At 61.3% G+C, this 24,869-nt stretch carries 21 protein-coding genes; 9 read left to right on the top strand and 12 right to left on the bottom strand.

Annotated features, from left to right (window positions below):
* Positions 1–128: 128 nt before the first annotated feature.
* From epd to fba, 5 genes are all read left to right on the top strand, one after another.
* Positions 129–1,178 (top strand): erythrose-4-phosphate dehydrogenase, encoded by a 1,050-nt coding sequence (epd, locus tag K0H47_RS24315; RefSeq protein ID WP_063026588.1) that lies wholly within the window; start codon positions 129–131, stop codon positions 1,176–1,178.
* A gap of 19 nt (positions 1,179–1,197) precedes the next feature.
* Entirely contained in the window at positions 1,198–2,361 is a 1,164-nt protein-coding gene (locus tag K0H47_RS24320; RefSeq protein ID WP_219273758.1) for a phosphoglycerate kinase, read from the top strand.
* A 29-nt stretch (positions 2,362–2,390) separates the two neighbouring features.
* Positions 2,391–2,618: a hypothetical protein gene (locus tag K0H47_RS24325; RefSeq protein WP_063026592.1), complete on the top strand. Its 228-nt coding sequence runs from the start codon at positions 2,391–2,393 to the stop codon at positions 2,616–2,618.
* Positions 2,619–2,678: 60 nt separating this feature from the next.
* Positions 2,679–3,014 carry an MliC family protein gene (locus K0H47_RS24330; RefSeq protein WP_003216869.1) on the top strand — a complete coding sequence of 112 codons (336 nt, stop codon included), beginning with the start codon at positions 2,679–2,681 and terminating at the stop codon, positions 3,012–3,014.
* A 125-nt stretch (positions 3,015–3,139) separates the two neighbouring features.
* Positions 3,140–4,204, top strand: a complete 1,065-nt coding sequence (gene fba / locus K0H47_RS24335; RefSeq protein ID WP_003177554.1) for a class II fructose-bisphosphate aldolase — start codon at positions 3,140–3,142, stop codon at positions 4,202–4,204.
* Positions 4,205–4,301: 97 nt separating this feature from the next.
* Here the strand turns inward: fba and K0H47_RS24340 are convergent, their stop codons facing one another.
* Positions 4,302–4,967, bottom strand: coding sequence for a polysaccharide lyase family 7 protein (locus K0H47_RS24340; protein ID WP_063026596.1), 666 nt, complete (start codon positions 4,965–4,967; stop codon positions 4,302–4,304).
* 308 nt (positions 4,968–5,275) lie between these two features.
* Between K0H47_RS24340 and K0H47_RS24345 the strand changes: the two genes are divergently transcribed.
* Genes K0H47_RS24345 through K0H47_RS24355 form a run of 3 tightly spaced genes read left to right on the top strand, consistent with a single transcriptional unit; the run spans position 5,276 to position 8,247 of the window.
* Positions 5,276–7,387, top strand: a complete 2,112-nt coding sequence (locus K0H47_RS24345; protein ID WP_218263020.1) for a bifunctional diguanylate cyclase/phosphodiesterase — start codon at positions 5,276–5,278, stop codon at positions 7,385–7,387.
* Positions 7,388–7,430: 43 nt separating this feature from the next.
* Positions 7,431–7,931: a M48 family metallopeptidase gene (locus K0H47_RS24350; RefSeq protein ID WP_010167569.1), complete on the top strand. Its 501-nt coding sequence runs from the start codon at positions 7,431–7,433 to the stop codon at positions 7,929–7,931.
* A 19-nt stretch (positions 7,932–7,950) separates the two neighbouring features.
* Positions 7,951–8,247, top strand: a complete 297-nt coding sequence (locus K0H47_RS24355; protein ID WP_201142272.1) for a helix-turn-helix domain-containing protein — start codon at positions 7,951–7,953, stop codon at positions 8,245–8,247.
* 97 nt (positions 8,248–8,344) lie between these two features.
* Here the strand turns inward: K0H47_RS24355 and K0H47_RS24360 are convergent, their stop codons facing one another.
* Positions 8,345–8,797 (bottom strand): GNAT family N-acetyltransferase, encoded by a 453-nt coding sequence (locus K0H47_RS24360; RefSeq protein ID WP_063026602.1) that lies wholly within the window; start codon positions 8,795–8,797, stop codon positions 8,345–8,347.
* Positions 8,798–9,018: 221 nt separating this feature from the next.
* Between K0H47_RS24360 and K0H47_RS24365 the strand changes: the two genes are divergently transcribed.
* Positions 9,019–9,756: an ABC transporter substrate-binding protein gene (locus K0H47_RS24365; RefSeq protein ID WP_063026604.1), complete on the top strand. Its 738-nt coding sequence runs from the start codon at positions 9,019–9,021 to the stop codon at positions 9,754–9,756.
* 88 nt (positions 9,757–9,844) lie between these two features.
* Here the strand turns inward: K0H47_RS24365 and yccS are convergent, their stop codons facing one another.
* From yccS to betI, 10 genes are all read right to left on the bottom strand, one after another.
* Complete coding sequence (gene yccS / locus K0H47_RS24370; RefSeq protein WP_177025585.1) at positions 9,845–12,028, bottom strand: YccS family putative transporter; 2,184 nt, start codon at positions 12,026–12,028, stop codon at positions 9,845–9,847.
* A 238-nt stretch (positions 12,029–12,266) separates the two neighbouring features.
* Positions 12,267–13,445 (bottom strand): NAD(P)/FAD-dependent oxidoreductase, encoded by a 1,179-nt coding sequence (locus K0H47_RS24375; protein WP_063026608.1) that lies wholly within the window; start codon positions 13,443–13,445, stop codon positions 12,267–12,269.
* A 164-nt stretch (positions 13,446–13,609) separates the two neighbouring features.
* Positions 13,610–14,947 (bottom strand): ATP-dependent RNA helicase DbpA, encoded by a 1,338-nt coding sequence (gene dbpA, locus K0H47_RS24380; RefSeq protein WP_235616464.1) that lies wholly within the window; start codon positions 14,945–14,947, stop codon positions 13,610–13,612.
* Positions 14,948–15,077: 130 nt separating this feature from the next.
* Positions 15,078–16,505, bottom strand: a complete 1,428-nt coding sequence (mdtD, locus tag K0H47_RS24385) for a multidrug transporter subunit MdtD (RefSeq protein ID WP_003216894.1) — start codon at positions 16,503–16,505, stop codon at positions 15,078–15,080.
* A gap of 36 nt (positions 16,506–16,541) precedes the next feature.
* Positions 16,542–17,432 carry an alpha/beta fold hydrolase gene (locus tag K0H47_RS24390; protein ID WP_017476453.1) on the bottom strand — a complete coding sequence of 297 codons (891 nt, stop codon included), beginning with the start codon at positions 17,430–17,432 and terminating at the stop codon, positions 16,542–16,544.
* Between the two features lie 329 nt (positions 17,433–17,761).
* Complete coding sequence (locus tag K0H47_RS24395; RefSeq protein ID WP_177070854.1) at positions 17,762–19,078, bottom strand: TldD/PmbA family protein; 1,317 nt, start codon at positions 19,076–19,078, stop codon at positions 17,762–17,764.
* Complete coding sequence (locus K0H47_RS24400) at positions 19,078–20,520, bottom strand: TldD/PmbA family protein (RefSeq protein ID WP_219273759.1); 1,443 nt, start codon at positions 20,518–20,520, stop codon at positions 19,078–19,080. The genes K0H47_RS24395 and K0H47_RS24400 overlap by 1 nt, the downstream gene beginning before the upstream one ends.
* A 216-nt stretch (positions 20,521–20,736) precedes the next feature.
* Entirely contained in the window at positions 20,737–22,440 is a 1,704-nt protein-coding gene (gene betA, locus K0H47_RS24405; protein WP_201142265.1) for a choline dehydrogenase, read from the bottom strand.
* A 157-nt stretch (positions 22,441–22,597) separates the two neighbouring features.
* Positions 22,598–24,070, bottom strand: coding sequence for a betaine-aldehyde dehydrogenase (gene betB / locus K0H47_RS24410; protein ID WP_076017806.1), 1,473 nt, complete (start codon positions 24,068–24,070; stop codon positions 22,598–22,600).
* Between the two features lie 61 nt (positions 24,071–24,131).
* Positions 24,132–24,725, bottom strand: coding sequence for a transcriptional regulator BetI (gene betI, locus K0H47_RS24415; RefSeq protein ID WP_010167549.1), 594 nt, complete (start codon positions 24,723–24,725; stop codon positions 24,132–24,134).
* Positions 24,726–24,869 lie beyond the last annotated feature (144 nt).

Here is a 24,869-nt window from a genome sequence, read left to right on the forward strand (position 1 = left end):
CGTTGTCTGTGCTGTTGCTATCGCGGGCAAGCCCGCTCCCACATTTGATCTCGGTCTAATGTGGGAGCGGGCTTGCCCGCGATGGCGATGGAACATTCAACACTGAACGAACATTAATCGAGAACCCCATGCCTCAACCGCGTCCCTACAAAGTTGCACTCAACGGCTACGGCCGGATTGGTCGTTGCGTCTTGCGTGCTCTGTTTGAGCGAGGGGCGGCGGCCGGGTTTGAAATTGTTGCGATCAACGATCTGGCTGACATGGCCAGCATCGAATACCTGACGCGCTTTGACTCCACCCACGGCCGGTTTCCCGGCGAAGTGCGGGTTGAAGACGACTGTCTGCATATTAATGGCAATTGCGTGAAGGTCCTGCGCAGTGCCACTCCCGAGGGCATCGACTGGGCGGCGCTGGACGTCGACCTGGTGCTGGAATGCTCCGGTGCCTACCACACCCGTGCCGATGGCCAGCGGTTTCTCGACGCCGGCGCACCGCGGGTCCTGTTCTCCCAGCCGATGGCCAGCGAGGCGGATGTCGACGCCACCATCGTGTATGGCGTGAACCAGGATTGCCTGACCGGCGCTGAATTGCTGGTGTCCAACGCCTCCTGCACCACCAACTGCGGCGTGCCACTGTTGCGCCTGCTGGACCAGGCGATCGGCCTGGAATACGTGTCGATCACCACCATTCACTCGGCGATGAACGATCAGCCGGTGATCGATGCCTACCACCATGAAGACCTGCGCCGCACGCGTTCGGCGTTTCAGTCAGTGATTCCGGTGTCCACCGGGCTGGCGCGTGGTATCGAGCGACTGTTGCCGGAACTTGCCGGGCGAATCCAGGCCAAAGCCGTACGGGTACCGACGGTGAACGTGTCCTGCCTGGACATCACCATGCAAACCGTCAGCGACACCGACGCCGGCGAGGTCAACCGGATCCTGCGCGACGCCGCCACCAGCGGCCCGCTCAAAGGCCTGTTGGCCTACACCGAGTTGCCTCACGCCAGCTGTGATTTCAACCATGACCCGCATTCGGCCATCGTCGATGCCAGCCAGACCCGCGTTTCCGGCCCACGGCTGGTGAACATCCTGGCGTGGTTCGATAACGAATGGGGTTTTGCCAACCGAATGCTGGACGTTGCAGAACATTATCTGCAAACAGCCTCTCCACAACTTTAGCTCTCAGGAATTGCCACCCATGACCGTGTTGAAGATGACCGACCTCGATCTGCAAGGTAAGCGCGTACTGATCCGCGAAGACCTCAACGTCCCAGTCAAGGACGGTGTTGTCACCAGCGATGCGCGAATCCTGGCTTCGCTGCCGACCATCAAGCTGGCCCTGGAAAAAGGCGCGGCCGTGATGGTCTGCTCCCACCTGGGTCGTCCGACCGAAGGTGAGTTCTCGGCAGAAAACAGCCTCAAGCCTGTAGCCGATTACCTGAGCAAGGCCCTGGGCCGCGACGTGCCGCTGGTCGCCGACTACCTGAACGGTGTAGACGTGAAGGCTGGCGACATCGTGCTGTTCGAAAACGTGCGCTTCAACAAGGGCGAGAAAAAGAACAGCGACGAACTGGCCCAGCAATACGCCGCCCTGTGCGACGTGTTCGTGATGGATGCCTTTGGTACCGCGCACCGTGCCGAGGGTTCGACCCATGGCGTGGCCAAGTTTGCCAAAGTTGCTGCCGCTGGCCCGTTGCTGGCGGCAGAGCTGGACGCACTGGGCAAGGCGCTGGGTGCTCCGGCCCAACCGATGGCCGCCATCGTCGCCGGCTCCAAGGTCTCCACCAAGCTCGACGTACTGAACAGCCTGAGCCAGATCTGCAACCAGCTGATCGTCGGCGGCGGCATTGCCAACACCTTCCTTGCCGCTGCCGGTCACCCGGTGGGCAAATCGCTGTACGAGCCGGACCTGCTGGACACCGCCCGCGCCATCGCGGCCAAGGTCAGCGTACCGCTGCCGGTGGACGTAGTCGTGGCCAAGGAATTCGCTGAAAGCGCCGAAGCCACCGTCAAGCTGATCGCTGATGTGGCCGCCGACGACATGATCCTGGACATCGGCCCGCAAACTTCAGCCAACTTCGCTGAACTGCTGAAGTCGTCCAAGACCATCCTGTGGAACGGTCCGGTCGGCGTGTTCGAGTTCGACCAGTTCGGCAACGGCACCAAAGTGCTGGCCCACGCCATCGCTGAAAGCTCGGCCTTCTCCATCGCCGGCGGTGGCGACACCCTGGCAGCCATCGATAAATATGGCGTTGCTGACCAGATATCCTACATTTCTACCGGTGGTGGTGCGTTCCTCGAATTCGTCGAAGGCAAGGTACTGCCGGCTGTCGAAGTGCTGGAAAGCCGAGCGAAGGGCTGAAGCACTTGCTGAGGAAAAGGAGCATTCCGATGATCAGGTCGTTAGCACTGGTGATTGCAGCGGGCCTGTTGGCCGGCTGCGGCAGCACGCCGAAAGCGCCCCCCGAGTCTGAAAAGGCCGGGGCGGCGCGGCAGAAGAGTTGCTACCAGGCTGACTGGCAAGCCGAAACCATGCCGGTGATCAACAAGCGCATCGGGCCGGACGGGTTGGAGAAATACGACTCTGCGCCCAACGGTCAGGAACAGGGTTGCCCTTGACGGGTCTGATTCACTAACCGACAGCAGCGGTGGCCGCAGGTCGCCGCTTGAGGATTGGCAATGAAAGGCGTTTTCGCCCTGGCAGCACTGGCGTTATTGGCCGGATGCACCAACCTGAACATGTTCGACAAGAAGGCAGAGCCTGCAGACAAGTGGACCACCTGGACGTGTGACAGCCAGGCGCAAGTCAACTGGCGCTTTGCCGACCAGGCCCGCACCCAGGTGGATGTACGCCTCGGCGGCTCGGACCAGGTGTATCGCCTCAAGCAGGACGTGGCGGCTTCGGGCGTGCTGTACAGCGACGGCCAGTTGGCGTTTCACACAAAGGGTGAGGAAGGCCTGGTTTACTGGGTTGCCACCGACGATTTGATCGGGCGCGGCTGTAAAGCACAGTAACTCCGACAGCAATAACGATTCAGCAGGCCAGGCTTTGAAAGCCTGACCTTCAATAACTTGAATAGCAGCCGCCGCTACGGCAGGCTTGCACGATTAACGACCCTCGACCGGGAGAGAGACTCACAATGGCACTTATCAGCATGCGCCAGATGTTGGACCACGCAGCCGAATTCGGCTATGGCGTTCCAGCCTTCAACGTCAACAACCTTGAGCAGATGCGCGCCATCATGGAAGCCGCTGACAAGACTGACTCTCCAGTGATCGTCCAGGCTTCGGCCGGCGCACGCAAATACGCCGGCGCTCCGTTCCTGCGTCACCTGATCCTCGCCGCGATCGAAGAATTCCCGCACATCCCGGTGTGCATGCACCAGGACCACGGCACCAGCCCTGACGTGTGCCAGCGCTCCATCCAACTGGGTTTCAGCTCGGTGATGATGGACGGTTCCCTGGGTGAAGACGGCAAGACCCCGACCGACTACGAATACAACGTACGCGTCACCCAACAAACCGTTGCCATGGCTCACGCCTGCGGCGTTTCGGTTGAAGGCGAGCTGGGCTGCCTGGGTTCCCTGGAAACCGGCATGGCCGGTGAAGAAGACGGCATCGGCGCCGAAGGCGTACTGGATCACAGCCAAATGCTGACCGATCCGGAAGAAGCCGCTGACTTCGTGAAAAAGACCCAGGTTGACGCTCTGGCCATCGCCATCGGCACCAGCCACGGCGCCTACAAATTCACCAAGCCACCTACCGGCGACGTGTTGGCCATCGACCGCATCAAGGAAATCCACAAGCGCATCCCGAACACCCACCTGGTGATGCACGGTTCTTCCTCGGTACCGCAAGAGTGGCTGGCGATCATCAACCAGTACGGCGGCGACATCAAAGAAACCTACGGCGTGCCGGTTGAAGAAATCGTCGAAGGCATCAAGTACGGCGTGCGCAAGGTCAACATCGACACCGACCTGCGCCTGGCCTCCACCGGTGCGATGCGTCGCCTGATGGCCACCAACCCGAGCGAATTTGACCCACGTAAATTCTTCGGCGCTACCGTGACCGCCATGCGTGACGTATGTATCGCACGTTACGAAGCCTTCGGTACTGCGGGCAACGCTTCGAAGATCAAGCCGATCTCCCTGGAAGCGATGTACCAGCGTTACCTGAAAGGTGAGTTGAACGCCAAGGTCAACTAAGCCTTACGCGTTAATGAAAAAGCCCGCAGCGATGCGGGCTTTTTTGTGGCTGAGAGCCCATCAACCGGTCAGGGTAAAGCGCACCCACCTTGGAAGATCACTCGTGATCAATATCCAGCTTGGCAAACGTCACCCTGGCGCCTTCCTTGCTGTTGCCGCTGTTGTCCTGCACGTAGGCACCGGCCTTGAAGTACAGCGGTTGTTTGCCCCACGCAGCGCCGATTCGTTCGTTCCATTGGCCATTGGCGGCGTCGACGCTCAACAATCCAGCCTTGTTCAGGTGGATAACGTAGGTGAAGTCACGGTCCAGCGGTACGTTCTCGGCGACGATGATCACTCGTCCTTCTGACTCGTCGGGGCGCATGCGCACTTTGGCAACGATGTTGCCGGTCTGGGTTTTTTCCTTGTACTGGTACTCGACCTTGATCAGCGGTTTCTGGCTGTCATAGGCGTGAATTTGACCGATTACGATCTTGCCGGAAGACGGCACCTGGTTGACCGCCAACGTGGCACGCAGGTAGTTGTCGGCGTCGCTGTACAGCCAGTTGCGCAAGCGGCCGTCGGCGTAGGTTTCCCGCAGTTCGCTGCGAGGGTAAACGGCGTTTTCGGTACGCGTGCCGGTGACCGGCGTCCAGAATTGCACGCTGCTGCCTTCGGCCTGGAAGTATTGGTCCTTGAACCCGCTGAGCAGTTTCGGGGTGTCGATGGTCGAGGGCGGGGAGCCGACGGGGATGCTCAGGTTCCAGGTGGACAGGTCAATCATTGAATACGCCTTTAACGGGGAGAGAAGGCCTTGGCTCGGGAGCCGGCACTTTCTTTATAGGTGGCTCGAAATGGATTGTTAATGATTTTGTGGCGGTTTGTTGGCGTCAGCTAAATGTCAAAAAGCCATGTTTCCCGTAAACCGTGGGCTGTAGACACTGACCGTTAGTCGGTTGCCTGGACTTTGGCGCGATGATGGCACCGTCGTGGCTTCTGCTTTATGGGATCCAGGGATAGAGTGAGCCCTTATTGTTTATCCGGTTTTGTCGCAAAAATGACCGGAGTGACGCCGACGAAAGAGAAGCAGCAATGGAATGCGCTCCAATCAAGCCTCGCGATGGTTGTTCAGTGCTTTTGGTGGTCGATGACTATCCCGAGAACCTGATCAGCATGCGTGCACTATTGCAGCGTGAAGACTGGCATGTAGTGACAGCGGCGTCCGGGATTGAAGCCCTGGGGTTACTGCTGGAACATGACGTCGACCTGGTGTTGCTGGATGTGATGATGCCCGGCATGGACGGTTTTGAAGTCGCCCGGCTGATGCGCGGCAGCCAGCGCACGCAAATGACCCCGATCATCTTTCTCAGCGCCCACGCCCAATCCCCGGCGGCGGTGCTGGAAGGGTATGCCAGCGGCGCGATCGATTACCTGCTCAAACCGTTCGACCCCAATATCCTCAAGCCCAAGGTCCAGGCCCTGCTGGAGCACCAGCGTAATCGCCGGGCCTTGCAGCGCCTGAGTCATGACCTGGAGTCAGCCCGGGCCTTCAATGCCTCGGTGCTCGACAACGCCGCCGAAGGCATCCTGGTGGTGGGCGAGGACGGCGTGATCAGCTACGCCAACCCGGCGATTTCGCGGCTGCTGAATGCGCCGGTCGCCGAGTTGCAGGGCGCCGAGTTCCTCGCTTTTTTGCAAAAGCCCCACGTGCCTGGCTGGCCTGACTCGGCCTTGTACGAAGGCTACAAGCGCGGCGAAACCTGGCGCCTGCACGATGCGATCTTGCGTACCGCGCCCGGCCAGCAGTTGCCGGTGGCGATGTCGTGCGCGCCGCTGCCGGCCGAGCAGAAAGCCATGGTGGTCACGGTGCTGGACATGTCCGAGGTGCGCCATCTGCATCAGCAGCTGGAGTTCCAGGCGGTTACCGACCCGCTGACCGGCTTGCTCAATCGGCGCGGGTTTCACCAGGCGGTGGAGAATGTGCTGTTGCGCAATGAGCGTAGCGAACAGTCGCTGGTGCTGCTGTACCTGGACCTCGACGGGTTCAAGCGGGTCAATGATTCCCTGGGGCACGACGCCGGTGACCGGGTGCTGCGCTGGGTCTCGGAGCAGTTGAAGGCGTGCCTGCGCTCCTACGACATTCTTGGCCGCATGGGCGGGGATGAATTCACCGCGCTGCTGGAGCTGGAATTCCCGGAGCAAGCGGCCAAGATTGCGGAAAAATTGATCGAGCGGGTGTCGATCTGTCAGCAGGTCGACGGTTTGGATGTGATGCTGGGCGTCAGTATCGGCATCGCCACCTTCCCGGACTGCGGCTCGGACCTCAACGGCCTGCTGCGGGCTGCGGACGTCGCCATGTACGAGGCCAAGCGCGCCGGGCGTCAGCAATATCGCTATTACGACCAGGAAATGAACGGCAGAGCTCGCTCGCGGTTGATGCTCGAAGACAGCGTGCGCAACGCCATCGACAGCAAGGATTTCACTCTGGTGTACCAGCCGCAGGTCTCGCTGCACGACGGTCACTTGCGGGGTGTCGAGGCGCTATTGCGCTGGCAGCATCCGAGTGTCGGCGATGTGCCGCCGGGGCTGTTTCTGCCGCTGCTGGAAGAAGCGCGGCTGATCAGCCAATTAAGCTCGTGGATCTATCAGCAGGTGGCCGCCCAGCGGCAAGAATGGAAAGCAGTGTTCAGCGACGGGCTGGTGCTGAGCGTGAGCTTGAGCAGCAGCCAGTTCAACATGCCGAACCTGGCCAGCCAGCTGCAGCAGGTGCTTGAACGACATGGGCTGCAGGGCCGGCAGCTTGAGGTGGAGATCAGCGAAGAAAGCCTGATGCACAACCTGGACGAGTCCACCAAGCAGCTCAAGCTGTTGCGCCGGGCAGGGGTGCGGATCGCCCTCGATGACTTCGGCGCGGGCAACTGCTCCCTCGCGCACCTGCGGGACCTTGAGTTCGACACCCTCAAGCTCGACCCGAAGCTGGTGGCCCGCCTGCCAGGCTCTTCCCGGGACGCGGCAATGGCGCGGAGCATCATCGAACTGTGCCGGCACTTCGACCTGCTGGTGATTGCCGAGGGCGTCGAGACCCAGGAGCAAGCGGAGTGGCTAAAGGCCAATGGTTGCCAGTTCATCCAGGGGCCGCAGATAGCGCCACCGTTGATGGCCGATGAAATTGCCGACTGGCACCTGCGCGCAGCACTGCGCTGAATTCGCTACACTGGCGTCCATTCAAATACCCGTTGTTGAATCCATGACCGCGCTGAAATACCTCCAGGCCTACCCCGCAGCATTGCAGGAGCAAGTGCGCCAGTTGATTGCCAAGGACCAACTCGGCGACTACCTGACCCAGCGTTACCCCGAGCGTCATGGCGTGCAGAGCGACAAAGCCCTGTACAGCTACGCCCAGGCCCTGAAGCAGGAACACCTGCGCAATGCCCCGGCCATCGACAAAGTGCTGTTCGATAACCGCCTGGACCTGACCCACCGCGCCCTTGGCCTGCACACCACCATCTCCCGGGTGCAGGGTGGCAACCTCAAGTCGAAGAAAGAAATCCGCATCGCCTCGCTGTTCAAGGAAGCCGCGCCGGAGTTTCTGCGCATGATCGTGGTACACGAACTGGCGCACTTCAAGGAATCGGACCACAACAAGGCGTTCTACAAACTCTGTGAATACATGCTGCCGGGCTACCATCAGGTGGAATTCGACCTGCGGGTTTACCTGACCTGGCGGGACCTGCAGGGCAAGCCCTAACCTTCAAAGGCGATCGAGCATGGATGTGAGCAAGACCAAAAGCAGCTTCTACCGGCGCCTGTATGTGGCGTATCTGATCGACAGCCAGTTGGCCAGCAGCGTCCCGGCATTGACAGACGTGACGGGCATGCCCCGACGCACCGCCCAGGACACCATTGCGGCGTTGGCGGACCTGGATATTGTGTGTGAGTTTGAGCAGGAAGACGGCGCACGCAACCATGCCGGGCGCTATCGGATTCACAGTTGGGGCGCGATCGAGCCGCGCTGGATCGAGGCGAATCTGGCCCAGATCAAGCAGGTATTGGGTTACCCCTGAGATAACGGTTGCCTGTTCCGACGCCATCGCGGGCAAGCCCGGCTCCCACAGTTGACTGAGTACTCCTGTGGGAGCCGGGCTTGCCCGCGATGACGTTCTAAGCCCGGCGCATGCCTATATGTGGAATGTCATCCTCAAGGTATTCCTCACCCGCCACCACAAACCCGTACCGCCCGTAATACCCCTGCAAATGCGCCTGGGCCGACAGATAGATCGGCACGTCGGGCCACTGTTTCTCCGCCTGCCTGAGCGCCTCATCCATCATCTGGTGGCCCAGCCCAGTGCCTCGTGCACTCGGTGCAACGATCACCCGGCCGATCACCACGTCGCCGCCCTGGGATTCAGGATCCAGCAGGCGCAGGTAGGCCTGCAATTGACCGTCGCTCCAGGCCATCAGGTGGTGGGTGTCACCGTCCAGGTCCTGGCCATCGATGTCCTGGTACACGCATTTCTGCTCGACCACGAAGACCTCCGAGCGCAGGCGCAAAATGGCGTACAGCTGCTCCTTGCCCAGATCACTGTGGTGTTTGCAGACCCATTCGACTGTCATGGTGTTCTCTCGGCTAATTGTCTGGTCAGGATAGTAAGCGCGTGGGAGGCGGGTGTCTAAATTGCGCCGTTTTTGTGAGTGAGATCAATTTGCCATCATTCTGTGCATGCGCCGCTGCCGTCTTTGTGTAATCTGCAGTACAGGCTCATTGATGAGCTACTGTTAAACCCTCGGGTTCAACCCTGAGGTCAGGCCATAGAACGCCCGCCAAGGACTTGAGCATGCCGCGATTTTCTCGTGCCGTTGCTTTGATCGGTTTGTTGTTGCTGGCCCAGACGGCGGCGGCAGAACGCTTGCGTCTGGTGGCGGATGCCTGGCCGCCGTTTACCGATGCCACCCTGATCAATGGCGGGTTGGCCACCGACATCGTCACCACCGCCCTGGCCCGCGCCGGCTACGCCAGTGACTTTGAACAGGTGCCCTGGGCTCGCGCGCTGATGGGGGTAGGCGATGGGCGTTACGACGTACTCATCAACGCCTGGTACGACGACGCGCGAACTCAGTTGGGGCAGTTTTCCGGCGAATACTTGCTCAATCGGGTGCTGTTTCTAAAGCGTCGGGATGACCCCATCGAGTTCCAGAACCTTGAGCAATTGCACGATTATCCCGTCGCAGTGGTGCGTGGGTACGCTTATTCGGCGGCGTTCGACGCCGATGTGCAATTGCAGAAAGTCCCGGTGCATAACTTCGCCATGGCCGTGCGCATGTTGGCGGCACGGCGGGTGCGGCTGACGGTGGAAGATGAGTTCGTCGCCCGCTACTACCTGGCGCGGGAGTCCGCCACGGTGCGCAATGCGGTGGAGTTTTTGCCGGTACCGCTGAGCGAGAACAGCCTGCACATTCTGGTCAGCCTGAAAAATCCGCAGCATGAGCAGATTGTTGCCGGGTTTGATCGGGAGATTGCCAGGATGAAAGTGGATGGCAGCTACGCCCGGTTGATGAAACAGCACGGGATGTAGTGTTTTGGAGGGCCCCATCGCGGGCAAGCCCGGCTCCCACAGTTGACCGAGTACTCCTGTGGGAGCTGGGCTTGCCCGCGATAGCGATTTAATCCGCGCTGGTGTCTTTGATCAGGTGAGCCGCCAAAGTGCGCAACGGCCCCAGTTGCCGGCAGATCAATGCCAATTGCGTCTGCACCAACCGCTGCCCTTCATCAATCTCATCCGGCATCTGCTCCAGGTCCACCGCCAAGGCCTCTTCCGCATCACTCTGGATCGCGATCGGCTGCTTGTTGGCCAGCCCCGTGGCGATCTCGTCGATGCTCGCCGCCAGCGTCTTCCCGGCGCCTTCGATCAAGTGCTCGCGCACCTCCGCCGGCAATTGGGTTTCCCGGTGCGCACCCAGCCCCGACAGGTAGCTGAGCAGCGTGTGGGACAGCACCAGAAACCTGAACCCCACATCCGCCTCCTTACGGAAATGCCCCGGCTCCATCAGCATATTCGCCAGGGTGGTGGACAGCGCCGCATCGGCGTTGTGGGCGTTGCGCCGGGCCAGGCGGTAAGCCAGGTCGTCGCTCTTGCCGGCGGCGTACTGCTGCATGATCTGGCGCAGGTAGATGCTGTTGCAGGTCAGGGTGTTGGCCAGCACCTTGTTCAGGCGTCGGCCCTGCCAGTCCGGCAGGAACAGGAACACCGCCAGCCCGGCGATCAGGCTGCCGAGCAAGGTATCGAACAGGCGTGGCAGGAACAGCCCGTAGCCATCGCCCACCTGGTTGAAGCAGAACAGCACCATCAGCGTGATCGCAGCGGTCGCCAGGGTGTAGCGCGTGGTGCGGTTGATAAAGAACACCAGGCCGGCGGCAATGGCGAACATCGACTGGATCAGCGGGTTGGGGAACAGGTCGAACAGCGCCCAGGCGATGGTCAGGCCGATGGCGGTGCCGATGATCCGCTGGCCCAGCTTGCGCCGGGTGGCACCGTAGTTCGGCTGGCACACGAACAGGGTGGTGAGGATGATCCAGTAGCCCTGGGACGGGTGAATCAAGTGCACCATCCAATAGCCGATACTCAGTGCCAGGGGCAGGCGCAGGGCGTGGCGGAACAGCAAGGAGGTTGGTGTCAGCTGCGTGCGCAGGCGGGTCCACATCTCCTTGAGGTTGCGCGGTGCACGGTCCAGCAGGCTACTGTCGGTGGCATCGGCCAGGCTGTCGGGGTTGGCGGCGTCGCCGAGCAGGCGGTCCAGGGTCGACAGGTTGGCGGCCAGGGCACGCAGGGAGCGCAGCAGGCCGCGCCAGGCCGGGTTGCTCTGGATGCGCAGGTGTTCCAGGGAGGCATTCAGGTCGCCCAGGGCTTCGGCAAAGCTGTCGTCATAGACGAAGGGCTGGCGCATCTGGATCGATTCGGCGAGGGTCTGGCAGGCCTTGCCTTGCTGGCGCAGCAGACGCTGGCAGCGGAACAGCACGTCGCTGTGGAAGAAGGCCTCGGCGAGTGCGTTGTAAGGGTAGTGCGAGGAACTGGCGCGTTCGTGGATGTCCTGGGCCAGGAAATACAGCTTGAGGTAGCGGCTGACCTTGGAGCCCGGGCGGCCATTGCCGACCCGGTGCAGGATAATCTCTTTGGCGGCATTCAGCGCCGCCACCACCCGGCCGTTTTGCTGCGCCAGTTCCAGGCGCCGGGCTTCCACATCCAGCTGGCGGATCGGTTCGAACAATGAGGACTTGAGCTTGAGGTAGCGCCCCAGCTCACGAAACAACCGCGCCAGGCTCTGCTGCACTGGCTGGTTGGAAAACAGCACCTGCCACAGCACCGACAGCGCGCCATACCACGCGGCACCAGCCACCAGCAGCAAGGGTTCATGCCAGAAGTCGGTGACCGCACCACCGCGCTGGTCCACGCCGATCATGGTGTAGACCGAGAGAATCAGGGTGGCCGAGGCGATCGCCCCGTAACGCTCCCCCAGCGCACCGAGCATGGTCAGGCCGAAGCTGGACAGAGCCAGGAAGATCGCGAAGATCCAGGGATAGGGGAAGAGCAGTTCGACGGACAGTGCCGCGGTGCTGAAGCACACCAGTGTCACGGCCAGGGCGTTAAGCCGGCCCTGCCAGTTGTCATCGGTCTCGGCCAGGGCGCTGGCGATAATCCCCAGGAACAGCGGGATCAGCAGCGCCATTTCATTCTGGTACCAGCACAGCGCCATGCTGCCGGTCAGGGCGATGAATACCCGTACGCTGTAACTGAACTTATCCAGTGCCCAAAGGCGCCGCATGGACTGCTTGAAGGAGGTCGATGACATGAAGTCTGGGGTCTTCCGGGACGATGCCGCTAAATTGAGCCAGTAATGACGCCACGGCAAGCGTGGCGATCACATCCAACAGCAAAATTTATTACAGGCATTCTCTCAAGAACACCCCAAACCAATGTGGGAGCTGGCTTGCCTGCGATGGCGGTGTGTCAGTCAATCAAGATGTTGGAGGTGCCGGCCTCATCGCAGGCAAGCCAGCTCCCACAGTTCGACCGAGTACATCCTTGAATCAGGCAAATTGAGCGGCTGCATACCCGGAAGCCCACGCCCACTGGAAATTGAACCCGCCCAGGTGACCGGTCACATCCAACACTTCGCCGATGAAGTACAAACCGGGGCTTTTCAGGGATTCCATGGTCTTGGACGAAACCTCCCGGGTGTCCACGCCACCCAGGGTGACTTCGGCGGTGCGATAGCCTTCAGTGCCCGCCGGAACCAACTGCCAGCTCCCCAGTTTGCTGGCGATGTCGGCAATCTCTGCGTGGGTGTACTGCTTCATTGGCTTGGAAACGAACCAGGTTTCAGCCAGCAGGTTGGCCATCTTCTTGGTGAAGATCTCACCCAGCAGGGTTTTCAGCTCGCTGTTCGGGCGCTCCACCTGTTGCTCTTGCAGCCAGGTGTGGGCGTCGTGATCCGGCAGCAGGTTGATTTCCACGGTGTCGCCGGATTCCCAGTATGAGGAAATCTGCAGGATCGCCGGCCCGCTCAGGCCGCGGTGGGTAAACAGGATGTTCTCGCGAAAGCTCTGGTCGTTGCAGCTCACCAGGCAATCCACGGAAGTACCGGATAACTCACCGCACAATTCCTTGAGCTGATCGGTGATGGTGAACGGCACCAGCCCGGCGCGGGTTGGCAGCAATTCATGGCCGAACTGCTTGGCCACTTGATAACCAAAGCCAGTGGCGCCCAGGGTCGGGATCGACAGGCCGCCGGTGGCGATCACCAGCGATTCGCAGCGCAACTCACCCAGGGTGGTTTGCAACTGATAGCCGCCATCGACCTTGGCAATCTCCTGCACCGACGTGTCCAGGTGCATGCTCACGCCGACCTGGATGCACTCATCCAGCAGCATCCCGAGGATGTCGCTGGACTTGTTGTCGCAGAAAAGCTGGCCGAGTTTCTTCTCGTGGTACGGCACGCCGTGCTTGGCCACCAGCCCGATGAAATCCCACTGGGTGTAGCGGGCCAGGGCAGACTTGCAGAAGTGCGCGTTGTGGGAGAGGAAGTTGGCAGGCTCCGTGTACATATTGGTGAAGTTGCAGCGGCCACCGCCGGACATCAGGATCTTTTTGCCGGCCTTGTTCGCGTGGTCGATCAACATCACCTTGCGCCCACGCCCGGCGGCGGTCAGCGCACACATCAAGCCTGCGGCGCCGGCGCCAATGATCACAACTTCGGTCGAGCGCACAGCCATGTCCTCACAAAAATATTGATCTGAAATGCAATCAAATGTGGGAGCTGGCTTGCCTGCGATGGCATCAACTCGGTCAATCTGTCAGACCGAGTCACCTGCATCGCGGGCAAGCCCGGCTCCCACATTGATTCGGTTCCTTCAACAGGAACGCGGTGTTTTTACAGGATACGCACGCGCAACGAACGGCCTTTGATCTTGCCGTCATTCAAGCGCTGCAGCGCCTGCTTGGCGATCCCGCGTTCCACTGCCACAAAGGCCTGGAAATCAAAGATCGCGATCTTGCCAACCTGGGCCCCCGGAATTCCGGCGTCACCGGTCAGTGCGCCAAGGATGTCGCCAGGGCGAACCTTGTCCTTACGGCCGGCGGCAATGCACAGGGTGCTCATCAACGGCAGCAACGGGCCGCCGCTCTGAGGCTTGAGGTTGTCCAGTTGGTCCCAGTTCAGCGGCGACTTCTGCAGTTGCTCGATGGCCTGGGCGCGATGGGCTTCGGACGGTGCGACGAGGCTGATAGCAATGCCGGTCTCACCGGCACGACCAGTACGGCCCACGCGGTGAATGTGGATTTCCGAGTCGCGGGCCAGTTCGACGTTGATCACCATGTCCAGTGCATCAATGTCCAAGCCACGGGCGGCTACGTCGGTGGCCACCAGTACCGATGTACTACGGTTGGCGAACATTGCCAGCACCTGGTCGCGGTCGCGCTGTTCCAGGTCGCCATGCAGGCCGACGGCGGAGATGCCCTTGGCGGTCAGGTGATCCACGGTTTCCTGCACTTGCTGCTTGGTGAAGCAGAAGGCTACGCAAGAAGCCGGGCGGAAATGCGCCAGGACCTTGGTCACCGCGTCCATGCGCTCTTCCGGGGAAATCTCGTAGAAGCGCTGCTCGATCTGATCGTCCGAGTGGAAGGCTTCGGCCTTGACCTGCTGCGGCGCGCGCATGAATTTCGAGGCCAACTGCTTGATGCTCACCGGGTAGGTGGCCGAGAACAGCAGGGTCTGGCGGCGGGCCGGGGTCTTGCTGATGATGTCTTCGATCGCGTCGTAGAAGCCCATGTCGAGCATGCGGTCGGCTTCGTCGAGGATCAGCGTGTTCAAGCCGTCCAGGACCAGCGAACCCTTGCGCAGGTGCTGCTGGATGCGGCCCGGGGTGCCGACGATGACGTGGGCGCCGTGCTCAAGGGAGGCGATCTGTGGGCCGAGGGACACGCCGCCGCAGAGGGTCAGCACCTTGATGTTGTCTTCGGCGCGGGCCAGGCGGCGGATTTCCTTGGCCACCTGGTCAGCCAGTTCGCGGGTCGGGCACATGACCAGTGCCTGGCAGCCGAAGTAGCGCGGGTTGATCGGGTTCAGCAGGCCGATGCCGAAGGCTGCGGTCTTGCCGCTGCCGGTCTTGGCCTGGGCAATCAGGTCCAGCCCTTTGAGGATCACCGGCAAGCTTTGCGCCTGGATCTGCGTCATCTCGACATAACCCAGCGAGTCGAGGTTAGCCAGCATGGCGGCGGACAGGGGCAAAGTATTAAAAGCGGTGGCGATGGTAGTCACGGGACTGGCTCTGCAAAACAAAATGTCGCGCAGTGTACCAGTCTCGTGGGATTTTCCCTGCAAGTTCTAGACGAGAAGCCTGTTAATGCTCAATGTCGTGCTCACGGCTGACCACGCGTTTGCCGTCTTTTGGCGACAATTGCAGGAAGATCGCCGCCGCCAGCATCGCCATGATGCCCACGGTGACGAAGGTCAACTGGAACGCCCCAAGCACCGTGTCGACCCCGTCGTTGCCCACTTCGGCGGTAAAACCACCCAGCAGCGCACCGGCGCAGGCCACCCCCAGGCTCAGGGACAACTGCGCCACCACCGACAGCAAACTGTTGCCGCTGCTGGCCTGGGCGTCGTCTAGGTCGATCAGGGTCACGGTGTTCATCGCGGTGAATTGCAGCGAGTTGATCGCCCCGAGGATCGCCAGCATGCTCAGCAGCAACGGGTAGGGCGTGTGTTCGCTGACCAGGCCCATGCTCGCCAGCATGATGCCCAGCGCCAGGGTGTTGCCGGTCAGCACCACTCGGTAGCCCAGGCGCTCGATCAGCGGCCGGGCGATGGACTTGGCAAACATCGCCGCTGCCGCCAGGGGCAGCATGCTCATCCCCGCTTCGGACGGCGAATAGCCCAGCGCCACCTGCAACAGCAGCGGCACCAGGAACGGCAACGCGCCGCTGCCCAGGCGAGCGAACAGGTTGCCAAGGATGCCCACGGCAAAGGTCCGGGTCTTGAACAGCACCGGCGAGAACAGTGGATTGTCGATATGCCCGGCCCGCAACCAATACGCCGCCAGGCACGCGAGGCCGCCGAACAGCAGCAACATCACCCGCAGGTGCGGCAGGTGCAATTCGCCGAGGCCTTCCATGGCGATGGTGATCAGCACCATCGCCGCGCCGAACAGCAGGAAACCCACGCCGTCGAAACGGGTGCGTTCGCTGCCGCGCAGGTCGGGGATGAATTTCCAGACGGCGTAGCAGCCGATGATGCCCACCGGCAGGTTGATCAGGAAGATCCAGTGCCAGGTCAGGTATTGCACCATCCAGCCACCCATGGTCGGGCCGAGCAGTGGGCCCAGCAGCCCTGGAATGGTGATGAAACCCATGATCCGCACCAGCTCCGAACGCGGGTAGGCGCGCAACACCACCAGCCTGCCCACCGGCAACATCAACGCACCGCCCAGGCCCTGGATCACCCGGGCGCCCACCAGCATGGTCAGCGTGCTGGAGAGTGCGCAGAGCAACGAGCCAATGCTGAACAGCATGATCGCGCCGAAGAAAATCTTCTTGGTACCGAAGCGGTCGGCCACCCAGCCGGAGGCCGGGATCAGCAACGCAACGGTCAGCATGTAGGCGATCACCACGCCTTGCATGCGCAAGGGGTTCTCCGCCAGGTCTCGGGCCATGGCGGGCAATGCGGTGTTGAGAATCGTCCCATCCAGCGACTGCATGAAGAAGGCAATCGCTACCACCCAGGGTAGCCAGCGGGCGGTCTTGGCATCGAGAGGGGCGCGATTCGGCATGAGTTACCTTTTTGTTAGCAGCCTATGTGTCGGCGATTATGCGCCATCGGCAACTCCTTTTCCCACTGGCGCTTCGTCTATATCTGACAACGCCACGTCTTTGCCCACCAGGAAATCAATCAGCGCCCGGTGCACGGCCAGGGCCGCTTCGCGGGATTCCAGGTCGAGCAAATGGCCGGTGTGCTCGGCGGTGGCGAAGCTGCTGCGGCCTACGTATTTTTTGAACAGTTGGGCTTCGTCTGCCGGGGTGTACTCGTCCAGCACGCCGTTGAGGAAGTGCACCGGGGTTTCGATCCGGGTCAATTGCGGCAGGTAGTTGCCGTCACCCAGCGCCAGCACCTGATGAATATGGAAGCGTGCCTGGCGATACTCGGTGGTGGCCATGGTCGACAGGTGCCGGTGGTTGTTGCGCTTGAGCCGGGGCGACAGGTATTTGCCGACGGTTTCATTCAGCAGATGGCCGACGGCGGATTTGTCATCGGCTTCGATCAGCACGCGCACCCGTTCCACATACTCGAGCATCGCCTGATTGAGGTTGGGCGCCAGCGCCATCACCACCGAGCTTTCAATGGACGGCGGGTTATGGGCCAGGGTCAGCAGCGTGGAAATCCCGCCCCATGAGGCGGACACCAGATGGTTGACCTGAAAGCGCTCCACCAGTGCCCTCAGGATTTGCACTTCATCGTCCTTGGTCACAAGGTCCAGGTCGGTGTTGTGCGGGCGTGAATAGCCGGAGAACGGCAAGTCGAACATCAGCACATTGAAGTGCTCGGACAGGCACTTACTGGTACGGGCAAATGAGCGGGTGGTGGACAGCGCGCCATTGACCAACAGCACGGTTTTCTTCTCTGGGTTGTTACCAAGCTGCTCTACGTGAACGTTGTAGTGCTTGAACAGCTTTTCAATGACAAAACTTCCATGGTTCATGTCAACGCTCCAGCTTGCCCTATCCCGGGCAAGGTCATGCATCACTTGCGTGCAAGTGGGTTGAGGACGGCGGGGTGTTGTTTGAGTTTTTTTACCGCGCGGACGTGGCTAGATGCCACTAACCTTTATAACGAGGTTTTTCGCGAGCGACAACTGGCCGGACGACCAGGTGTCTGGAGTGGGGTTTTGAGGGCGGGCTCGATCAAAATGTGGAATGCAATCAACTGTGGGAGCTGGCTTGCCTGCGATAGCGCCGTGTCATTTAGCAGATCTGGCACTGATACACCGCTATCGCAGGCAAGCCAGCTCCCACATGGGTTTTGCGTTGCTTATAAGGTCAGGGTCAGGCGCTTTACCAATGCGCCCGGTAATAGGTTGGACGAGGTATTACGCTGGCTATACGTACTCGCCGACAGCAGCAATTCCCGATCAGCGGTCAGCGCTTCCAGTTGCGAGCCCAGCAGGCTGTACACGCTGTCATCAAAGCGCATGGTGCTGACCGGCGCCTTGATCTCGCCGTCCTCGACCCAGAACGTGGCGAAGCGGGTCATGCCGGTCAGGCGCGCGGCGGGCTGGTCGGAGTAGTTCAGGTACCACAGGTTGCTGATGTACAAGCCGGTGCCCAATTGCTTGAGGATATCGGCCTGGGCCAGGTTGCCGGCGGCCATCTGCAACGCGCTGGGGGACTCATCACCGCTGGCGCCGTTGGTGCTCAAACCGTATTCGGCCGCGCTGCGTGAGTTGACCAGTTGGCCTTCAGCCTTGCCGGCACTGATCAGCTTCACGTCGCTGCGTGGGTAGCCGTCACGGGAAAACGCCGAGCTCAGGGAGCCGCTGACCTGCTCATCCAGTGTCACCAGCGGGCTCAAGGCTTGATCACCGTTGTACAAGCGTTGCAGCGGGCTGCCCTTGCTGGCGATGGCCTGGGCGGAAAACCCGCCCCAGGTCAGCATGCTGATGATCTCTTCCATGGCCGCCGGGGCCAGGTAGGCGCGGTATTGCCCCGGTGCCAGTGGGTGCAGCGGGCGGCCGAGGAACTCCAGTTGCTCGCGGGCCTGCTGGAAACGCTGGGCGAAGGCCGCGCTGTCCCAATCGTTGCCGGCGTAACTGGCTTTCACCGCTTCGCCGTTGGCGTGGAACAGGCTGAAGTCGAAGTTGAAACTGTTGGCCTGGTGCCAGCCGAAGGCGCCTGATGAACTGGCGAAGCCACGGCTGATAGGGCCGGCGGCGTAGAAGCCGACCATGTCCACACCTTCAGCGGCTGCGCTGATTGCTTCCAGCACCTGGGCCAGGTCTGGCAGTGGTCGGTCCTGCTGGTCCTTGTTTTGCCAGGCATTGTGGTTGAGCAGCAGGTACGGATCCTGCGGCAGCAACGGCAAGGTCTCGCGCAGTTGTTGCAGGCCGTCGGCCAGGCGCTGGCGATCCAGTTCAGGCTCGCCCGCCAGGGTGATGCCGAGGTCGGCGTGGCGCCCGTCGTTGATCAGCTTCAGGTTCAGGCTGGCCTGTTGCACCTGGCCGGCCTGGCGCACTTTGCCGTGATTGAAACGCACAAACTCGGACGATTCGTCGGCGTAGCCGAGGTGGAATTGTTCGTGGTCGGTGATGGCTTGCTTGAGCCAGTCCACCAAGGCTTTGAAATTATTCATCAGGCGTCTCCCCCGAACACGTCCACGTTGCTGAACACACAGGCCGGCGACGCATGGCCGACGCGGATCACCTGGTTGGGTTCGCCCTTGCCGCAGTTAGGCGTGCCCAGCACCTTGAAGGTGCTGGCGTCGCCAACGGCGCTGAGGTTGCGCCAGAACTGCGCGGAAATCGCCCGGTAGTTGGGGTTCTTCACCACACCTTTGAGCTCGCCGTTTTCAATCAACTGGCCCCATTCGCAACCGAACTGGAATTTGTTGCGTGCATCGTCAATCGACCACGAACGGTTGGTGGACATCATGATGCCGTGCTCGATACCGCCAATCAGTTGCGCCATGTTCTGGTCGCCGGCCTCGATATTCAGGTTGGCCATGCGGTCGATCGGCGCGCGGTTCCAGCTGCAGGCACGGCTGTTGGCCACGCCTTGCATGCCGGAGCGATACTGCGACAACGCACCGCCCAACGGCTTGAGCAGCAGGCCTTCGCGGATCAGGAATTGTTTGCTGGCCTTCGTACCGTCGTCGTCATGCCCGTAGCTGGCGAGCTGCTCGGGAATGTCCGGGTCGAAGGTTACGTTCAGCAGCCTGGAGCCGTATTGCAGGTGGCCGAAGTCGCTGGCCTTGACGAAGCTGGTGCCGGCGTAATTGCGCTCGTCGCCGAGGATGCGGTCGAGTTCCAGCGGGTGGCCGATGGATTCGTGGATCTGCAGGATCATCTGGTCGGGCATCAGTAGCAGGTCGCGCGGGCCCTGGGGCGTGTTCGGGGCCAGCAGCAGTTGCAGTGCCTGGTCCGCAATCTGCGGCGCGGCGCCCACCAGGCCGAAGCGGCTGATCACGTCAAAGCCGCCTTGCTGGCCGAAGTTGGTGCCGCCCAGGGTACGGGTCTGGCTGTCGTTGCCGTCGTAGGCCGTGACGTTGACGCCGGGGAACACAAACCGCTGGGCCTGGCGCAGTTCGGCGCCGGCGCTGTTGAGGTAGATCTGTTCGACGTGGGTGGTGCCCAGGCTGACTTCCCAGTTCACCAGGCGCTCGTCCTTGGGCACGGCGGCCGATTCGGCGCCGAGCAGCTGGTAGCAGTCGCTCAGGGACGGGAAGGGCTGGTCGAGGCTTGGCGACAGGTAGTCGGCGATGTCGCTGGACACCGGCTGGTCGCGCAGGTCGAGCAGGGCGTGGGGCTTGATCAACCGGGCTTGCTGTTCGGCGCGCTCAAGGGCGGCTTGCAGGCCGGGCAAGGAAATATCGTGGGTGGCGGCATAGGCTTCGACGCCGTTGAGGCGCACGGTAAGCATCGCGCCTTCGTCCTGGCTCAGGTGTGGCGGCTCGGCGACGTTCTTGCGTACCGACAGGTACTGGCCGGACTCGCGGACATAGCGCAGGGAGAAGAATTCGGCAGTGGTGCGCAGGGCACTGAATTGCTTTTTGAGTGTGGCGTGGTGTTCGAACATGGGGCCTTCCTTGTGGGCGGCTCGGCGCGGGCAGGCAAATAGAGTAGGCCTGGGCTGGGGAGCTGATCAAGGAAAGTGTAGGAGAGGGGTTTTGCAGTGTCTGGTCGGGCCTCATCGCGGGCAAGCCCGGCTCCCACATTTGACCGAGTTGTTCTGGCGAACGAGGTCAAATGTGGGAGCTGGCTTGCCTGCGATGCAGGCACCGCGGTGTATCAGTTACTGCGCAGTAGGACCTACTTCACGCATCGGCTTGCCACGCACCGGCGCATCGCCTGCTACGTAGTAATCCGCAGTGCTGCGCGGCAGTGGCTTGCGGCCACGGATCTTGTCGGCGATTTTCTCGGCGATCATGATCGTCGGCGCGTTCAGGTTGCCGGTGGTGATGATCGGCATGATCGACGCGTCAACCACGCGCAGACCCTGCATGCCATGCACACGGCCTTCGGCGTCAACCACGGCCATCTCGTCGGTGCCCATCTTGCACGAGCAGGACGGGTGGAACGCAGTCTCGGCGTGCTCGCGGATAAATTTATCCAGTTGCTCGTCGGTCTGTACGTCGATGCCCGGGCTGATTTCGCGGCCACGGTATTGGTCGAGTGCCGGCTGTTGCATGATTTCACGGGTCAGGCGGATGCCGTCGCGGAATTCCTGCCAGTCCTGTTCGGTAGACATGTAGTTGAAGAGGATGCTCGGGTATTCCCGTGGGTTCTTCGACTTCAACTGCACGCGACCGCGGCTCGGCGAACGCATGGAGCCCATGTGCGCCTGGAAACCGTGCTCTTTCACACCGTTGCTGCCGTTGTAGTTAATCGCTACCGGCAGGAAGTGGTACTGGATGTTCGGCCAATCGAAGTCTTCACGGGTACGGATGAAACCGCCCGCTTCGAACTGGTTGCTGGCGCCGATGCCGGTACCGTTGAACAGCCACTCGGCACCAATGGCCGGCTGGTTGTACCAGAGCAGCGACGGGTACAGCGAGACCGGTTGGGTGCACGCGTATTGCAGGTACAGCTCAAGGTGATCCTGCAGGTTTTCGCCGACGCCTGGCAGGTCGTGGACCACCGGGATGTCGAGGCTTTCCAGCAGCTTCGCCGGGCCGACGCCGGAACGTTGCAGCAGTTGCGGCGAAGCGATTGCGCCGCTGCACACCAGGACTTCCTTGCGGGCACGGGCTTCAACGCGTTCTTCAGCAGCACCGATCAGGTAACGCACGCCGACGGCACGCTTGCCTTCGAACAGTACTTTGTCGGTCAGGGCGTGGGTGACGATGGTCAGCGTCGAGCGCTTCTTGGCCGTGTCCAGGTAACCGCGAGCGGTACTGGCGCGACGACCGTTTGGCGTCACGGTACGGTCCATCGGGCCGAAGCCTTCCTGCTGGTAGCCGTTCAAGTCTTCAGTGCGCGGGTAGCCGGCCTGTACGCCTGCTTCAACCATCGCGTGGAACAGCGGGTTGTTGCCGGCTTTTGGCGTGGTCACGCTGACCGGGCCTTCGCCACCGTGGTAGTCGTTCGGGCCGATATCGCGGGTTTCGGCTTTACGGAAATACGGCAGGCAGTCCAGGTAGGTCCAGTCTTCCAGGCCCGGCAGTTTCGACCAGTTGTCGTAGTCCATCGCGTTGCCGCGGATGTAGCACATGCCGTTGATCAGCGAAGAACCGCCGAGGCCTTTGCCGCGACCGCATTCCATCCGGCGACCGTCCATGTGTGGCTCTGGATCGGTTTCGTAGGCCCAGTTGTAGCGGCGGCCTTGCAGCGGGAACGCCAGGGCGGCTGGCATCTGGGTACGGAAATCAAGACGGTAGTCCGGGCCGCCGGCTTCCAGCAACAGGACGGTGACGCCTTCGTCTTCGGTCAGACGGGTCGCCAGGGTGTTACCGGCGGAGCCGGCACCCACAATGATGTAGTCGTATTCTTGGGACATTAAATGCACCCTCATTTAGATATGGTCAGGTCAGGCGAGTGCTTCGCACTCATCGCAGGCAAGCCAGCTCCCACAGTTGACCGGGTTCACACGGTCAAGATGTGGGAGCCGGGCTTGCCCGCGATGGCGGCCTCGCGGGCAATACAAAACCCAGTGGTTAGAACACCGAGGCGTAGTCGCCCAGCTCAACCTGTACCGATTTGATGCGAGTGAAGTTGTTCAGCGAGCTGATCCCGTTTTCACGGCCCACGCCCGATTGCTTGTAGCCGCCCACCGGCATCTTCGCGTCGGACTCGCCCCAGGCGTTGATCCAGCAGATACCGGCTTCCAGCTGATGAATCACGCGGTGGGCGCGGTTCAGGTCTTTGGTCACCAGGCCAGCGGCCAGGCCGAAGTCGGTGTCGTTGGCGCGACGGATCACTTCTTCTTCGGTGTCGTAGGTGAGGATGCTCATCACCGGGCCGAAGATTTCTTCACGGACGATGGTCATCTCGTCGGTGCAGTCAGTGAACACGGTCGGGGCCACGTAGGCACCCTTGGCGAATTCGCCGTCGGTCAGGCGGTCGCCGCCGCACAGCAGGCGCGCGCCTTGCTCTTTACCTTTGGCGATGTAGCCGAGCACGCTTTCCATGTGGGCGAAGCTGACCAGCGGGCCGAAGTTGGTGTTTTCATCTTCCGGGTTGCCGATGCGGATGCGGGCAACGCGCTCGGCGATCTTGGCTTCGAACGCGCCTTTGAGGGCGGTCGGAACGAACACGCGAGTGCCGTTGGTGCAGACCTGGCCCGAGCTGTAGAAGTTGGCCATCATCGCGATGTCGGCGGCGCGGTCGAGGTCGGCGTCGTCGAAAATGATCAGCGGGGATTTGCCGCCCAGTTCCATGGTGACTTCTTTGAGCGAGGAGCTCGAAGCGCTGGCCATGACTTTCTTGCCGGTGTCGGTGCCGCCGGTGAAGGAGACTTTCTCGATGCGCGGGTGCTCGGTCAGCCAGGTGCCGACTTCACGGCCGCTGCCGGTCAGTACGTTGAACACGCCATCCGGAACGCCGGCTGCGGTGTAGATTTCAGCCAGTTTCAGGGTGGTCAGCGAGGTGACTTCGCTTGGCTTGAAGATCATCGCGTTACCGGCCGCCAGGGCAGGTGCGGATTTCCACAGGGCGATCTGGATCGGGTAGTTCCACGCGCCGATACCGGCCACGACGCCCAGCGGCTCGCGACGGGTGTAGACGAACGAGGTGTCACGCAGCGGGATCTGCTCGCCTTCGATGGCGGGCACCAGGCCTGCGTAGTATTCCAGCACGTCGGCGCCGGTGACGATGTCGACGTATTGGGTTTCGGAGTACGGCTTGCCGGTGTCCAGAGTTTCCAGGGCGGCCAGCTCATCGTTGCGCTCGCGCAGGATGTCGACGGCGCGACGCAGGATGCGCGAACGCTCCATGGCGGTCATGGCGGCCCAGATTTTCTGGCCCTTTTCGGCGCTGACTACAGCGCGCTCAACGTCTTCTTTAGTGGCGCGTTGCACATTGGCGAGAACTTCACCGTTAGCCGGGTTGATGGCTTCGAAAGTGGCATCGCTGCCAGCGTCGGAGTAGCCGCCGTCAATGTAGAGTTTTTGCAGTTCGAAACGGGCCATAAAGTCCTCGCAAGTGCATAAGTGGTTGGCGCGGTTCGGGAGTTGAGCGGTTATGTGTGCTCTAACTCACCTGCTTGGCCAATTGGAAATCCATGTATTCGTAAGCGATCCGTTGCGCCTGCTCCGTGTCGAAAGCGTCTCCCGACAGGGCACCGCGCAACCACAAACCGTCGATCAGGGCCGCCAGGCCTCGGGCTGCGCTGCGTGCCTCGGACAACGGCAACGCTCGGCGGAACTGGCAACACAGGTTGGAATACAGACGGTGATCGTTGATCCGCTGCAACCTGTGCAATGACGGGTGGTGCATGCTGGTGGCCCAGAAGGCCAGCCAGGTTTTCATAGCCGGGCCGTTGACTTGGCTGGCGTCGAAGTTGCCTTCGATGATCACCTGAAGATGAGCCCGCGGGCTGTCATCTTTCAGCGCCAACCGGCGCTCGGTGACGTTCTCGATCAGCACGTTCATCAGGTACCGCATCGTGGCGGCGATCAGGCCATTCTTGTCCTGAAAGTAGTGACTGATGATGCCATTCGAGACACCGGCCAGACGGGCGATCAGCGCAATGCTGGCATCCCCCATTCCGACCTGATCGACCGCAGTCAATGTGGCTTCGATCAACTGCTGGCGGCGTATGGGTTGCATACCGACCTTGGGCATCGTGCACCTCTCCTTAGGCCTGCCAACGGGCGATAAACGTCCGTCGGCTTATGGGCCAGTCTATTTTGTTTTGATTGAACGTTCAATCAACAAAGAATAAGATCTGCGACAAATGGTCGCTGCCTACAGGTATTTCCTACGTGC

The organism is Pseudomonas sp. Xaverov 83, from assembly GCF_019352905.1.
Classification (GTDB): Bacteria; Pseudomonadota; Gammaproteobacteria; order Pseudomonadales; family Pseudomonadaceae; genus Aquipseudomonas; species Aquipseudomonas yamanorum.